A 14,437-nucleotide genomic window follows, 5' to 3' on the forward strand; every position below is an offset into this window, starting at 1 on the left:
AGGTCGATCATGGCCGTGCACAAGAGCGCAATCCGAAGCAAATTCATTTCGCCTCCGCAACTGACAGCGAGACGCAGGCTACACCTTCGAACTGCCGCCAACACCCTGTCAGTCGCGAACGGCGTTAACAGCGCGTTACACGCAGCGGCAGCTTGGGCGGAAATACGGATGCTGTTTCCGGCGAGGCCGTCTTCGACACGGACGGCAGGAGCGGCGGCCGGTCGGTATAGCGTTCGCACTTCGAAAAGCTTACGCCGTGCGCCACTTCCCGGCTCCCTCACCTAAACCGGACATTCCCCTTGGAAAGCTCTGTCACCGACCTGCATCCCATCAGCCGCATGTCGCGTTCGATCTCGGTTCGCATCAGGCCGAGCGCCCGTTCGACGCCTGCCTGTCCGGCGGCGGCCAGCGGGAAGAGGTAGTAGCGCCCGACGCCGACGGCCTTGGCGCCCAGCGACAGGGCTTTCAGCACATGCGTGCCGCGCTGGACGCCGCTGTCGATGATCACGTCTATCTTGTCGCCCACCGCGTCGACGATCTCCGACAGCTGGTCGAACGGGCTGCGCGAGCCGTCCAGCTGCCTGCCGCCATGATTTGACAGAACGATGCCGGTGCAGCCGATGTCGACGGCTTTTCTGGCATCGGCGATGCTCATGATTCCCTTCAGGCAGAACTGGCCGTTCCAGAAGCGGACCATGTCTTCGACGTCCTTCCAATCCAGCGATGGATCGAGGATCTCGGTGAAATAGCGGCTGATGGAAAGCGCTCCGCCTCCGAGATCGATGTGGCCGTCCAACTGCGGCAGGCTGAACTTTTCGTGCGTCAAATAGTCGATGGCCCATCTCGGCTTGATCGCGAACTGCATCATGCCGCCGAGCGTAAGCCGAAAGGGGATGGAAAAGCCGGTCCGCAGGTCACGCTCGCGGTTTCCGCCGGTGACGCTGTCGACCGTCAGCATCATCACCTCGACGCCGGACGCCTTGGCGCGCTCCATCATGGCGCGGTTCAGGCCGCGATCCCTGTGGAAATAGAACTGATAGACCTGCGGCGTCCTGTGCTTGCGGACTTCCTCCAGGCTGACCGTGCCGAGCGATGAGACGCCGAACATCGTGCCGAACTTCTCCGCCGCCGCGGCGACGGCGCGCTCGCCGCTATGGTGAAACAGTCGCTGGAGAGCCGTCGGCGAACAATAGACCGGCATCGCCAGCTTCTGGCCCATGACGGTGACCGACATGTCGACCTGTCCGACGCCGGCAAGGACGTTGGGGACGAGATCGCAGTCCTCGAACGCCGTCGTGTTGCGCCGCAGCGTCGTCTCGTCGTCCGCGCCGCCATCGATATAGTTGAAGATCGGGCCTGGCAGGCGCTGTTTTGCCAGCCGGCGGAAGTCCTGAAAATTGTAGCAGCTTCGCAGTCTCATGAAATCAATCGGGTATATGCCGGGCCCGATGTCAAGCCTGTGCCACTTCGATCGCCGGCGCTCTCGCCTTAGCCCGCCACCGCGCCAACCGACTCCCGCTCCACCAGCGGGCATTCGAGCTTGGTGATGGGATAGCGGCCGCGACCGGGAGCAGCGGGGACTTCGAGCTGCTCGATCGCCCATTGCCCCATGGCCATATGCGGCAGGATCGACGTCGTCAGCGGCGGGAACAGATGCCGCGCGATCTCCTCGTCGTCATAACCGATCACCGAAATATCCTGGGGGATGTGCAGGCCGGCCTCCTTCAGCGCCTCGTAGCAGCCGATCGCGGTGCGGTCGTTCTGGCAGAAGATCGCGGTCGGCCGGTCCTTCAGCGCCAAGAGCTTGACGGTCGCGGCATAGCCGGCGCTCGCCGACCAATCGCCTTCGACGACCAGCGCCGGGTCGAACGGGATGTCGGCTGTCGCCAGCGCCCGGCGGTAGCCCTTCAACCGGTCCTGCGCCGCCTGCATCCAGGGCTCGCCGGTAATGGTGGCGATACGCCTGTGGCCATGGCTGATCAGGTGCCGGGTCGAGCTCTGGCCGCCGGCGATTTCGCTCGGCACCACGGCCGGAAAGGCATAGTCGGCGGTGTAGCAGTTCAGCAGGATGACCGGGATGTCGAGGCCGTAGAGATAGTCCGGCGCGACGATCTCGCGGGTGAAGATGGTCATGTAGATCAGCGCCGAAATGCCCCGCTTGGTCAGCGCCGCGATGGCGCGGGGCTCCATCACCTCGTCGCCCATGGTCTGCGCCACCAAAAGCACATTGCCGGCGTTCCACGAGGCTTGCCGCGCCCCTTCGATGGCGACGACCGCCTCCGGGCTGGTCGCCAACTGGTCGACTGCGAAGCCGATCACGCCATCCAGCCCGTCGAATGCGGCAACAGGGGCTCGCAAGGCAGAAAACACCGGCGGCGAATAGCCGAGCGTTCGTGCGGTCTCAATCACCCGCTCTCGGGTTTGCTGCGACAGCCTGATGCCCGGCGTGTTGTTGAGGACGAACGAGACCGTCGCCTGCGAACAGCCTGCGGCCCTGGCGATGTCGGTCATGGTGACGCGGCCCTTGGGGTTTTTCCCGGACGGCTTGCGCCGTCTGGCACCCTGAAGGACCGCATCCCGAAGTGGTTCGTTCATGTTGTTGGTCCCTCGAATTTCGCATTTATAAGGCAAAGCGCTACTAATAGATATAATCCACCCTCTTCGGCGAATTCAGTCGCCCAATCCCAAGCAGCAACGACTGGAAGGCCTCTCCTTTGTGGCGAGAATCCCGATCCACTAATAGTCTTTACTAATATCGGGCATCCCTATAACGTCAATCCGTCATGCCCGGACGATATCGGACCGCGCATGTTCGGAACGCAAGCCAGCCTTGTATCGGACGGTTCCCGTCAGCCGAAGCTCGCCTGCCGTTTCGGGGAAATGTCAGACAAATCGGACTATTTACGAACGGCGAATGAGTCTCTAAAGTCGATGATCGCGGCTGGAATGGCGTCGTTCCTCGCTGCCGGAACCCTGAGGAGGAGGGCGTCCAAGCCGCGTCGGCACGTTCATCATCAGCGAAAATCACTGAGTCAAATGGGAGGTTGAACATGAAATCTGTAATACGAAATGCGTCCGTCGCCGCTGCGGCCCTGCTGCTCGGCCTGTCCGCCAGCGCAATTGCGCGGGCCGACGACAAGCCGACACTGGCCTTCGTCGTCAACGGCGCTTCCGATTTCTGGAAGGCGGCCGAAGCCGGCGTCAAGAAGGCTCAAGGCGAACTGCCCAATTACAATCTGGAACTCAAATATCCGGAGCAGTCCTCGGTCGCCATCCAGCAGCGCCTGATGGACGATCTGGTCACGGCCGGCGTGAAGGCGATCATGGTCTCGGCCGTCGATCCCAAGACGTCGACCGACGGGCTGAACAAGATCGCCTCGCAAACGGCGTTGTTCACCACCGACAGCGACGCACCGCAGACCAAGCGTGTCGCCTATATCGGCTCGTCCAATGTCGATGCCGGCAAGCAGGCGGCAGAGATCGCCAAGAAGGCAATGCCTGACGGTGGCAAGTGCCTCGGCTTCGTTGGCCTGCTCGGTGCCGACAATGCCAAGGAACGTATCCAGGGCATGAAGGACGGCCTCGCGGGCACCAAGATCGAATTGGTCGACGTGCGTGGCGACGACATCGATCAGGCTCGCGCCAAGAAGAACGTCGAGGACGCGCTGGTCGCCAGCCCCGACGTCACCTGCATGGTCGGCTTCTATTCCTACAACACGCCGCGCATCTATGAAGCGCTGCGCGACGCCGGCAAGCTCGGCCAGATCACCGTCGTCGGTTTCGATGACGATCCGATCACGTTGGGCGGCGTCAAGGAAGGCACCGTCGCCGCCACCGTCGTGCAGCAACCCTTCGAATGGGCCTATCAGGGCATGAAGCTGATGGCTGCCTATCTCGAGGGCGACAAGTCGGGCATTCCTGCCGATGGCCTGATCATCATCCCGACCAAGATCATTGGGAAGGACGATGTCGACGCCTACGCCGCCAGCCTCAAGGCGATGGCTGGCAAGTGAGCGAACCAGGTTGCGCCGGCTCAAGGTTCGCCTTGAGCCGGCGTTCTATTGACGGGCTTCGCGAGGCCCGTCAGTCTGAGACCAAACGGCTCACCGGCTGCTGTCAGGCGTGATGAATTATTCCGACCCATCCATCGTTGCATCCACGGACGCTCCGTTCCTGAGCCTCGACGGTGTACGCAAGACCTATCCCGGCGTCGTCGCGCTGGACGGATTCTCGATGGAGGTCAGGCCCGGCGAGGTCATCGGCCTGGTCGGCGAAAACGGCGCCGGCAAATCGACGCTGATGAAGATCCTCGGGGGCGTGACCAGGCCGGACACCGGCACTATCACGGTCGATGGCGTTGCCCATGACGGGCTGACCGTCGAGGCCAGCATCGGCTCGGGCATCGCTTTCGTCCACCAGGAACTCAACCTGTTCGAAAACCTCGACGTGGCCGCCAATATCTTCTTCGGCCGCGAACCGCTGCGCGCGGGGCCGCTCAAACTCGTCGACCGCGCCAGGCTGCGAGCGCAGGCGGCGCCGCTGCTCAAACGCGTGGGCGCCAATTTCTCGGCCGATACGCCGGTCTCGGCGCTGTCGCTGGCGCAGCAGCAAATGGTCGAGATCGCCAAGGCGCTGTCGATCGATGCACGGCTGGTTATCCTCGACGAACCGACCTCGAGCCTGCCGATCGCCGAAACCGACAAGCTCCTCGGTGTCATCAAGGCGCTGAAGGCAGACGGCATCAGTGTCATTTTCATCTCGCACCGCCTTCACGAGGTCGAGCGTGTCGCCGATCGCGTCGTCGTGCTCAGGGACGGCATGCTCGCCGGAGCCTTGCCGAAGAGCGCCATCAATCACGACCAGATGGTCAAGCTGATGATCGGCCGCATGCTGAAGGAGCGCGAGAAGGCCGCAGAATCGGCGCGCCCGCCGGGCTCTGTCGCGCTGTCGGTCAAGGCCATTCGCACCGCCGCCTATCCCGACCGGCCGGTCGACCTCGACGTCAGGCATGGCGAGATCCTCGGTCTCGCCGGCCTCGTCGGCTCCGGCCGGACGGAACTGGCGCGCGTGCTGTTCGGCATCGACAAGAGCTTTGGCGGTTCGTTGCAGCTTGACGCAAAAGATCTGGTTCTTGGTTCGGCCGCCGACGCGGTGGCCAATGGTATTTTCCTCGTCCCCGAGGATCGCAAGCTAACCGGCATCCTGCTCGACCTGTCGATCGCGCAGAACATCTCGCTGCCCAATCTGCCGGCGCATTCGCGGCGCTCCCTGGTTTCGGCCAGCGCCGAGGCCGCCACCGCTCAGAAGCAGAAGACCGATCTCGGCATCAGGGCGCCCTCCGTCCAGACGCGTACCGGCACGCTGTCGGGCGGCAACCAGCAAAAGGTCGTGCTGGCCAAATGGCTGGCGATGAAGCCGAAGGTGATGATCCTCGACGAGCCGACGCGCGGTATCGATATCGGCGCCAAGGCCGAGATCTACGGGCTGATGCGAGCGCTGGCCGATGCCGGCGTTGCCGTGCTGATGATCTCCAGCGACATGGAGGAGGTGATCGGCGTTTCCGACCGCATCGCCGTCATGCATGAGGGCCAGATCTCCGGCATTCTCGACAAGGACCGGTTCAGCCAGGAAAACGTGCTGCTGCTGGCGGTCGGCAAACAGCCGAAGTAATTCGCAGGCACTGGGAGAAGACGATGAGCAAGAAAGATCTCGGCCTGCTGATCCTGATCCTGGTGGTCGGCGCGGTGGTGGCGATCATCAACCCGCGTTTCCTGCTGCCGATCAATCTCGCCAACACCTCGAACCTGATCGGGCTGTTCGGCATCCTGTCGATCGGCCAGGCTTTCGTCATCATCACCGGCGGCATCGAATTGTCGGTCGGCTCGGTGGTTGCGCTGCTCGGGACGCTGTTCGTCGATTTCATCGCTGTGCGAGAGATGGAGTGGCCACTGGCCTTCGTGCTGATCATCGCGTTCGGCGCCGTTATTGGGCTGGTGCATGGCTGGTTGATCACAAGGCTCAAACTGCAGCCCTTCGTCGTCACGCTATGCGGCCTGCTGATCTATCGCGGCGTGGCGCGCTTCTACACCGCCGACGGGACTGCCGGTTTCGCCTTCGGCCAGAACTTTCCGGAGCTGGAATTCCTGACCGCCGGCCGGTCGTGGGGCGTGCCGAACAGCTTTTTCGCGCTGATCGTCATCGCCGTCGTGATGTGGGTGGTGCTGCACCGGTCGGTGTTCGGTCGCTATCTCTACGCCATCGGCAAGAACGAGGAAGCGGCAAAATATTCCGGCATCCGCACCGGCCGCATCGTCATGGCCGCCTATGTCATCTGCGGCGTGCTGACGGCGCTGTCGGCTATCTATTTCGCCATGTACACACGCTCGATCTCGCCGGCGAGCCACGGGCAGTTCTACGAGCTCTATGCCATCGCGGCGGCGGTGCTCGGCGGCTTCTCGCTGCGCGGTGGCGAAGGTTCGCTGATCGGCGTCCTCCTCGGCACGGTGCTGCTGCAGGAGCTTCAGAACCTCGTCAACCTGCTCGGCATCCCGTCCTCGCTCAACTTCGCCGTCATGGGCGGGGTGATCCTCATCGGCGTGCTGGTCGACCAGCAATGGGGCGTGTTCAGGGCGCGGCGGCGGATGCTGGAAGCTACCCGCAAGGGCGTGGCGGGTGCTGCCGCCGAATGACGCAAAAATAGCTGGATGAAATACGCCGACTGCCATTGGTAGGCATGAAAAGGTCAGCCTGAGCTTCGCGACAGCAGTTCAGGTTAATCTCTATTTGGAACGAAACCCGTATCTAAGCGTTTGTTTAGGCTTTGCTACGCGGAGGCGTCCCATGCCCACGAATCCAATAAGTACCGCCAAGGTAGGAACTCACCCCCTCCACCCGATGCTGATACCTTTTCCTGTCGCGTTTCTTGGCGGTGCGTTTGTCACCGACCTGGTTTTCTGGGGGACTGCCGATGCCTTCTGGGCACGGGCATCGATGTGGCTGATCGGCGCAGCCATAGTAATGGCCCTTCTCGCCGCGACAGCCGGTTTTATCGACTTCCTCAACGAGCCGCGCATTCGCGCCTTGTCCGACGCCTGGTACCACATGCTGGGCAACTTGACCGCGGTCGTTGTGGCACTGATCAATTTCTACCTTCGCTATGCTCAAGGCGCCGAGGCCGCGGTCCGACCGTGGGGCGCGCTGTTGTCGTTCATAGTGGTCTGCATACTGCTGTTCACCGGCTGGAAGGGCTGGGAAATGGTGTATCGGCATCACGTTGCAGTTCTGGATACACCGGCGGATGCACCAGCGAAGCCTACGACAACCACTAGCACGGATACTCATCACGCTGGTCGGGACCGGCACGCCGCATGAGGCCATAATCCCGAAAAGAGGATACCGGTTTCAAAAAAAATATGGGTTAGACAAGTAGCGCCCATCCCGAATTCATCGGATGGACGCTACTTTATATAAGGCCCGACATGTCGGAGAAGGCCATGGCCTTGCGCAGCACCTCGGCGAAGCGCTCGCCGGCGGCTTCACGAGGACCGCTATTGTCGATCGAGGTGACACCCGGTCCGGACAGCGCCACATTGGCGCTGCGCGCTAGCCGTGCCAGCACTTCGCCGCGCGATTCGCGACCGCGCAACGCCAGCCGCTCGGCCAGGATCTGCGGTGTAGCCGTGATCTCGACGACAGCCAGATTGGCGTAGCGCTCCCGCAGCGCCGGGATGATCGCGCGCGAGACGTTGGCGATCGCGACACGGCCGTTTGAGACCGACCAATCGACTTCGGCCGGGATGCCATAACGCAGGCCATGCGCCTCCCAGGAAATCGCGAAGGCGCCATCCGCTTCGGCCTCGACGAAGGCCGCGTCGGCGAGCGTGTCGTGATCCTCGGTAGCCACGTCGCTCGGCCGGGTTATGACCCGGCGCACGAACTCCAGCCGGCTCTCGTCGGCAAACACGGCGCGCGCATAGCCGATCACCGTGTCCTTGCCGGCACCGCTCGGCCCGACGACGGCGACGAAGACGCCGTCGCGGATGGGAAACGCCGCAGCTGACAATTCACGCTCGACCGATGCCGACACCATCATGCGACCCGCCGTCCCTGCCGCCAGACCGTGCGGACCACCGGGACATGGTCGTCGACGCGCACGCGAACCAGATCGGCGCGCCGGCCGGGCTCGATGACGCCGCGATCGGTGAGGCCGACCGCCTCGGCCGGGTTCTTCGAGACCATCGCCACCGCCTGTGGCAAGGAAATGCCCTCGACCACGTCGCCGAGGAAGAAGGCCGATTGGATCAGGCTGAACGGAATGTAGTCCGACGACAATATGTCGAGCAGGCCGTCGCCGGCCAGCGCGCGGGCCGAGACATTGCCCGAATGCGAGGCGCCGCGCATGACGTTCGGCGCGCCCATCAATACGCCGAGCCCTGCCTCTTTTGAAGCCCGCGCCGCCTCCTCGGTGGTCGGGAACTCGGCGACACGCACACCTTGCTCGATCGCTTCATCGACATGGCCGACGGTTGCGTCGTCATGGCTGGCGAGCACGATGCCGCGCTCCTGGCAGGCAGCAGCGATGAAGCTGCGGTTCGGGCTTGAGTTCCTCGCCGATTCCGCCATCCGCTTTTCGCAGAATTTCTGGAAATCGCGATCGGTCAGCTTCAGCTTGCGCTGGTAGTAATAAGCGTAGGTTTCCAAATTGACGAACTGGCGCTGTCCGGGCGCATGGTCCATCAGCGACGCCAGCCTGACGCGCTCGTCACCGTCGAAATTGGCGAAGGCCGTGAGGCAGTCCGGCGCCGAAACCTCGCAGCGCAGATGGAGGAAATGGTCGGCCCTGAGCCGGTCCTGCTGCACGCTGTCTTCGATCGCGTCGGCCAGCTCGCGTATGTCGGCGGCCGTCAGGTCGGCATCCTCGTCCATGCCGACACGCAAGGCGTCGAGCACGGTGGTGATGCCGGCGGTCGCCACCTGCGCGTCATGGGCGAGCACAGCTGCGATCGGGTTCCAGCGCACTTTCGGCCGCGGCGCGTAATGGCCTTCGAGATGGTCGGTGTGGAGCTCGACCAGGCCGGGGATGATGAAGTCGCCGCCCATGTCCTCGCCGCTGCGGCCAGCGCCGGGATCAATGTCGGCGATCACGCCATCGCGCAGCACGATCGACCCTTCGATGATCTGGTCGGCGAGCACAATGCGGGCATTATCAAGAACGGTTTCGGCAGTCATTTCGGGCAGTCCTTGCGGCATTTTGCAGCCAACTGAAAATGAATTGGCGTCGCACCATGCGGTTGAAGCAAATAGTCACTTAGGCAGTTCTTCTGGCCGGGCGGCGCCCGAGCGCGTGATGCGACAGCACCATGAACGGCGCACCCGGTTCAGTTTCCACAAACAGCGTCAGCGCGTCCACCGGCACCGGCCGTTGCAGCACGTCCGCAAACAGGCTGTCGATTGCTAGGCGAAGACGAGGACTTTCCTGTGACGAGACCCGGCCGGACAGCGTCATATGGAAACGAAACGTCTCGAAGACATAGGGGTAGCCCCACTGGCAGAGATTGCGGAATTCGTCGGGCTTCAGCGAATCGGGGCTGCGCCGTTCGATCTCGGCTTCCGTCAACGGCGCGCGAAAGCGGTCGAAGTCGCGCACCACATCATCGGCGAAGCGGTTGAGCGCCGGCAGCGGTGCTTCCGGCACCAGCGCGAAGAAGCCGTCGATCTGGCTGACGATCAGGCGCGGGATCGTCAGCACCGGCGTCGCCTCGGCAAAATCGTCGAGTGTCGTGCAAAGCGACGTTTCGGTCTCGTTGGGGGCCAGTCGAAAGGGCGCCTTCAGCGTCGCATGAAAGCCATAGCGGCGCGCCGAGGCGGTATGGAAGGCAACTTCTGCCGCCGACAGTTCGCCCGCAGCCTCGACCGGCTTTGTGGCGGCACCGAACGGGTCGCGGCCGAGCCAGTTGGCGGCGATCCGTGCCAGCGGTTCGTCCTGTCGGGGGGTGAAATAGATAGCGTAGCGCATCGAAAGTCCTCGTCAGCCCCGCTGCCATAGGCGATTTGCATGACGAAATGACGAAGCTGGTGATCGCTCCTGATAACAAAGTTGTCCAGGCGGGTCATTAGCCGACGATTTTTTCGCCTTGGACCAGCGGATGAAGGTGAGGCGAAAAACCTGTCAGGCTTTCATCAGCCATTCGTGCTCGGGCGCGTTGTGGAATTTCCACGTCCGCTTCGGTCCGGCCATGACGTTGAGGTAATAGAGATCATAGCCGTGGCAGGCTGCGCAGGGGTGATAACCTTTGGGGACCAGCACGACGTCGCCGTCCTCGATCGCCATCGCTTCGTCGAGCGAACGAGCACCGTTCTCGTCGGCATCGGTGTAGACGCGCTGGAAGGCAAAGCCCTGCGGCGGGTTGATGCGGTGGTAATAGGTTTCCTCGAGATAGGATTCAGCCGGCAGATTGTCCCGGTCGTGCTTGTGCGGCGGATAGCTCGATGTGTGGCCGCCGGGCGTGATGACCTCGACCACCAGCAAGGAATCGGCCGGCTTGCCCTCCGGCAGGATGTTGGTGACGTAGCGCGTGTTGGTGCCTTTGCCGCGAACCTCCTGGCCGAGATCGTCGGGCCCGATGACACGGATCGGCAGACCCCCGCCCAGTCCTGGCGCCGAACAGACGGCAAGTTCGAGATCGGTATCGGCGCTCACCGACCACTCCGACCCCTGCGGCACATAGACCGACCACGGCTTGCCTTCGAACGGCGACATGCGTTCACCGAGCAGGCCGAGATCCTTGCCGCCGGCCTTGGCCTTACCCTTGCCGGTGACGATCACCAGGCAGACCTCGCGATCCGCGGTTTGCCCGGAAGCGCTCTCGCCGGGCCTCAGCCGATGCAGATCGAAGCCGACATAGGTCCAGCCGGCGGCTTGCGGCGTCACATGAGCGACGCGGCCGTGGCCCTTATTGGCTTTGACGAGCAGCTTAGACATCTGGGGTCTCCTATTCCTCGACACTCGATTGGCGCAGCCAAGATTTCGATGGACTGTCGCGAAATCTTGGAGAGATTGGCCAGGCCTTCCAACTTCGTCATCCTAGAGCGAAGCTCCGTCGCGAAGACCCTAGGATCCATGCCGTAACCTTGGCAGAAGGGCACAGCGGAGCAGAATTCTGCACCGTCATAACACTTCGAAGTCATGGCATGGATCCTAGGGTCTGCGCCGCGTCGCTGCGCTCCTTGCTCCGCCCTAGGATGACGAAGCGAGGGGTGTTCCGGCCAATTGCCGACGCATGTGATCTGTCAGTTGATCTGTCAGTCACGCGGTATCGATCCACAAAAACTTCTGCGCCATGGATTCCGGTCATTCCTTCGGCTCGGCCGAATCCTTGTCCTCGTCAGCCGGCTTGTAGAGATAGAAGAATTGCCAGACGGCATAGCCGGCGAAGCCGAGCGCGATCACGCCCCAGAACGGTGTGCCGGTAGCGAATTCGATCACCGACCAGACCAGGCAGACCGCGACAACGGCAACGCGCCGCCACAGCGGCCGGAAAAACGGGTGCTCGGAGTCTTTCATCGGATCACCCGCGGCATCGGATCACCACCTTTCCTCGCGAACCCTCAAGCATTGGGAAAGCCCTGTGTCTCCACCGTGTAGCCGGCCGCCGTCATCACCCGCATCAATTCCTTGTAGCCGACCTGCGCCATCTTGAGTGGCGGGTTCTTCTTCGGATCCTGCTCGGCCTCGACCACGAACCAGCCTTCATAGCCATGGTCGGCGAGCCTCTGGACGATGGCGCCAAAGTCCAGCGAGCCATCTCCCGGCACGGTGAAGGCACCAAGCGCCACCGCATCGAGGAAGGATTGCGTGCTACGATCCAGCTTATCGATCACCTCCCTGCGCACGTCTTTCACATGCACGTGGTTGATGCGCCGGTGGTGGTTATCAATAGCGCGCAGCACGTCGCCGCCGGCAAAGGCCAGGTGACCCGCGTCGAGCAGCAATGGAATGCCTTCTCCCGAATAGCGCATGAAGGCGTCGAGCTCTGGCTCGGTCTCGACCACCGCCGCCATATGATGGTGATAGGAGAGCGGCATGCCTTGCCCGGCACACCATTCGCCGAACTGCGTGAGCCGCCGGGCGTAGGCTTTCATTTCTTCGTCCGAAAGCCTGGGTTTACTGGCGAGGGGTTTCGAGCGGTCGCCCTGGATGGAGCGGCCGACTTCACCATAGACGATGCATGGCGCATTCACCGCCTTGAACAGATCGATCATCGGCTGGATACGATCCTTGTTCTTCGCCATGTCTTCGTCGACCAGCGTCCCCGAGAACCAGCCGCCGCAAAGCGTCACGTCGGCCTGCCTGAGGATCGGCAGCATGATTGTCGGATCGTTGGGAAAGCGGCGGCCCATTTCCATGCCGGTAAAGCCAGCCGAGCGCGACTGGCGCAGGCACTCCTCCAGCGACACATCATCGCTGAGTTCGGCAAGATCGTCGTTCCACCATGCAATGGGGGACATGCCCAGTTTGGCTTTCAAGTCGTCACTCCAGTTTCAGACATTTCGAGGCGCGTTCGCGGATGGCTAAAGAACCCGCCCGCTCAGCGCTTCCTCGTATTTCTTGCGCGCCGCATTCACTTGCGGCCGTGCCGAGACTTCCGGCACTGCGACATCCCACCAGCTTCCACCGGCCTCGGTCGAAACCAGCGGGTCGGTGTCGATGACCAGCACGGTCGTTCGCGTATTCTTCTTCGCTTGAGCCAGCGCCGTTTCGAGCCCGGCGATCGACGGCACTTTTTCGGCAATCGCACCCATGCTCGCAGCATGCGCGGCGAAGTCGATCTCGGGCAAAGTTTCGTGACGAGCGTCCTTCAGCAGATTGTTGAAGTTGGCGCCGCCGGTCGCCATCTGCAGCCGGTTGATGCAGCCATAGCCGCGGTTGTCGAGCAGCACGATGGTCAGCTTGAGGCCGAGCATCACCGAGGTCGCGATCTCGGAATTGAGCATCAGATAGGAGCCGTCGCCGATCATCACCACAACCTCTTCGTCCGGCTTGGCCATCTTGACGCCGAGCCCGCCGGCGATTTCGTAGCCCATGGTCGAGAAGCCGTATTCGGCGTGGTAGGAGCCGGGGGCGCCTGCCTGCCATAGCTTGTGCAATTCGCCTGGCAGGCCGCCGGCGGCATGGAGCAATATCACGCCGGAGCCCATGGCGCGCTGTACGGCGCCGATCACCTGCGCGTCGGACGGATAGGCGGCATTGGTCGACGCAGTCACCTTGCCCGCCTCCGCCTGCCAATCCTTTTTGCCCTTGATCGCATTGTCGGTCCAGGCGGCAGGCACCTTCCAGCCCTTCAGCGCCTCGCCGAGTTCGGCGAGCCCTTCCGCCGCATCGGCGACCAGCGGCAGTGCCTGATGCTTTCCAGCGTCGAAAGGCTGTACGTTGAGCCCGATGATGGTCCTGCCGGCATGCTTGAACAATGCCCAGGAGCCGGTGGTGAAATCCTGCAGTCTGGTGCCGACGGCAAGCACGACGTCGGCCTCTTCGGCCAACCTGTTGGCCGCCGAAGTGCCGGTGACGCCAACCGCGCCCATGTTCAAGGGATGATCGTCGGGGAGCGAGGATTTGCCGCCTTGCGTCTCACAAACCGGAATGCCGGCGCCTTGTACCAGCTTTGCCAGTTCCTCGGACGCCTGCGAATAGAGTGCGCCACCGCCGGCAATTACCAATGGCTTCTTCGCGCTCTTCAGCGCCGCCACTGCAGCTGCTAGCTCTTGGCGGTCCGGGCGCTGCCGACGCGGCGTCCAGAGCCGCTCGGCAAAGAAACTCTCGGGGTAGTCATAAGCCTCGGCCTGCACGTCCTGGCACAGCGCCAGTGTCACCGGGCCGCATTCGGCGGGATCGGTCAGCACCTGCATGGCGCGGCTGAGCGCCGGCATGATCTGTTCCGGCCGCGTGATGCGATCGAAATAGCGCGACACCGGCCGGAGGCAGTCATTGACCGTCGCCGTGCCGTCGGAAAAATCCTCGGCCTGCTGCAGGACGGGATCGGGAATGCGATTGGCGAAGACGTCGCCGGGCAGAAACAGGACAGGCAACCTGTTTACATGCGCAAGTGCCGCGGCGGTCACCATGTTGAGCGCGCCCGGGCCGATCGAACTGGTCGCGGCCATGAAGCGGCGGCGGAAATTGGCCTTGGCATAGGCGATCGCCGCATGTGCCATTGCCTGCTCGTTATGGGCACGGAAGGTCGGCAGCTCGTCGCGCACCTGGTAAAGCGCCTCGCCGACACCGGCCACGTTGCCGTGGCCGAAGATCGCCCAGACGCCGCCGAAGATCGGCACTTTCTTCCCGTCGATCTCAGTCATCTGCCGGGCAAGAAAGCGGGTCAGCGCCTGCGCCATCGTCAGGCGGATTGTCTTGGTCATGTCGGTTCCTCCGCAGTCCTTA

General features: G+C 62.8%; 13 protein-coding genes. 4 read left to right on the forward strand and 9 right to left on the reverse strand.

Translation table 11 applies throughout. The features are described from left to right. Nucleotides 1-277 precede the first annotated feature (277 nt). Together AC0L2Y_RS14185 and AC0L2Y_RS14190 are read right to left on the reverse strand one after the other, a co-directional pair. Complete coding sequence (locus AC0L2Y_RS14185; protein ID WP_473557016.1) at nt 278-1,420, reverse strand: alpha-hydroxy acid oxidase; 1,143 nt, start codon at nt 1,418-1,420, stop codon at nt 278-280. Between the two features lie 68 nt (nt 1,421-1,488). Beyond that, complete coding sequence (locus tag AC0L2Y_RS14190; protein WP_473557019.1) at nt 1,489-2,595, reverse strand: LacI family DNA-binding transcriptional regulator; 1,107 nt, start codon at nt 2,593-2,595, stop codon at nt 1,489-1,491. Between the two features lie 455 nt (nt 2,596-3,050). Between AC0L2Y_RS14190 and AC0L2Y_RS14195 the strand changes: the two genes are divergently transcribed. The 4 genes from AC0L2Y_RS14195 to AC0L2Y_RS14210 all read left to right on the forward strand — a co-directional run bounded on the left by AC0L2Y_RS14195 (nt 3,051) and on the right by AC0L2Y_RS14210 (nt 7,371). Further along, a complete protein-coding gene (locus tag AC0L2Y_RS14195; protein WP_473557021.1) occupies nt 3,051-4,013 on the forward strand; it encodes a sugar-binding protein in 963 nt (320 codons plus the stop codon). Nucleotides 4,014-4,125: 112 nt separating this feature from the next. Next, nucleotides 4,126-5,670 carry a sugar ABC transporter ATP-binding protein gene (locus AC0L2Y_RS14200; protein WP_473557023.1) on the forward strand — a complete coding sequence of 515 codons (1,545 nt, stop codon included), beginning with the start codon at nt 4,126-4,128 and terminating at the stop codon, nt 5,668-5,670. Between the two features lie 23 nt (nt 5,671-5,693). Continuing rightward, nucleotides 5,694-6,689 carry an ABC transporter permease gene (locus tag AC0L2Y_RS14205; RefSeq protein WP_473557025.1) on the forward strand — a complete coding sequence of 332 codons (996 nt, stop codon included), beginning with the start codon at nt 5,694-5,696 and terminating at the stop codon, nt 6,687-6,689. Between the two features lie 151 nt (nt 6,690-6,840). Next, complete coding sequence (locus AC0L2Y_RS14210; RefSeq protein ID WP_473557028.1) at nt 6,841-7,371, forward strand: DUF2231 domain-containing protein; 531 nt, start codon at nt 6,841-6,843, stop codon at nt 7,369-7,371. A gap of 91 nt (nt 7,372-7,462) precedes the next feature. On the opposite strand, the gene phnN is transcribed toward AC0L2Y_RS14210, so the two are convergent. The 7 genes from phnN to iolD form a co-directional block, all read right to left on the reverse strand. Next, nucleotides 7,463-8,092 carry a phosphonate metabolism protein/1,5-bisphosphokinase (PRPP-forming) PhnN gene (phnN, locus tag AC0L2Y_RS14215; protein WP_473557030.1) on the reverse strand — a complete coding sequence of 210 codons (630 nt, stop codon included), beginning with the start codon at nt 8,090-8,092 and terminating at the stop codon, nt 7,463-7,465. Then, nucleotides 8,089-9,228 (reverse strand): alpha-D-ribose 1-methylphosphonate 5-triphosphate diphosphatase, encoded by a 1,140-nt coding sequence (locus tag AC0L2Y_RS14220; protein WP_473557033.1) that lies wholly within the window; start codon nt 9,226-9,228, stop codon nt 8,089-8,091. Before AC0L2Y_RS14220 ends, phnN begins: the two co-directional genes overlap by 4 nt. 79 nt (nt 9,229-9,307) lie before the next feature. Further along, complete coding sequence (locus AC0L2Y_RS14225) at nt 9,308-10,015, reverse strand: DUF1045 domain-containing protein (RefSeq protein ID WP_352490497.1); 708 nt, start codon at nt 10,013-10,015, stop codon at nt 9,308-9,310. Between the two features lie 153 nt (nt 10,016-10,168). Continuing rightward, on the reverse strand, nt 10,169-10,981 hold the full coding sequence (gene iolB / locus AC0L2Y_RS14230) for a 5-deoxy-glucuronate isomerase (RefSeq protein WP_473557036.1): 813 nt from the start codon (nt 10,979-10,981) through the stop codon (nt 10,169-10,171). Nucleotides 10,982-11,350: 369 nt separating this feature from the next. After that, nucleotides 11,351-11,563 carry a DUF3329 domain-containing protein gene (locus tag AC0L2Y_RS14235; protein ID WP_473557038.1) on the reverse strand — a complete coding sequence of 71 codons (213 nt, stop codon included), beginning with the start codon at nt 11,561-11,563 and terminating at the stop codon, nt 11,351-11,353. Nucleotides 11,564-11,607: 44 nt separating this feature from the next. Continuing rightward, nucleotides 11,608-12,525, reverse strand: coding sequence for a myo-inosose-2 dehydratase (gene iolE / locus AC0L2Y_RS14240; RefSeq protein ID WP_473557040.1), 918 nt, complete (start codon nt 12,523-12,525; stop codon nt 11,608-11,610). Nucleotides 12,526-12,570: 45 nt separating this feature from the next. Further along, entirely contained in the window at nt 12,571-14,415 is a 1,845-nt protein-coding gene (gene iolD / locus AC0L2Y_RS14245; RefSeq protein ID WP_473557042.1) for a 3D-(3,5/4)-trihydroxycyclohexane-1,2-dione acylhydrolase (decyclizing), read from the reverse strand. Between the last annotated feature and the right edge of the window lie 22 nt (nt 14,416-14,437).

The sequence above is a fragment of the Mesorhizobium sp. WSM4830 genome, from assembly GCF_055811495.1.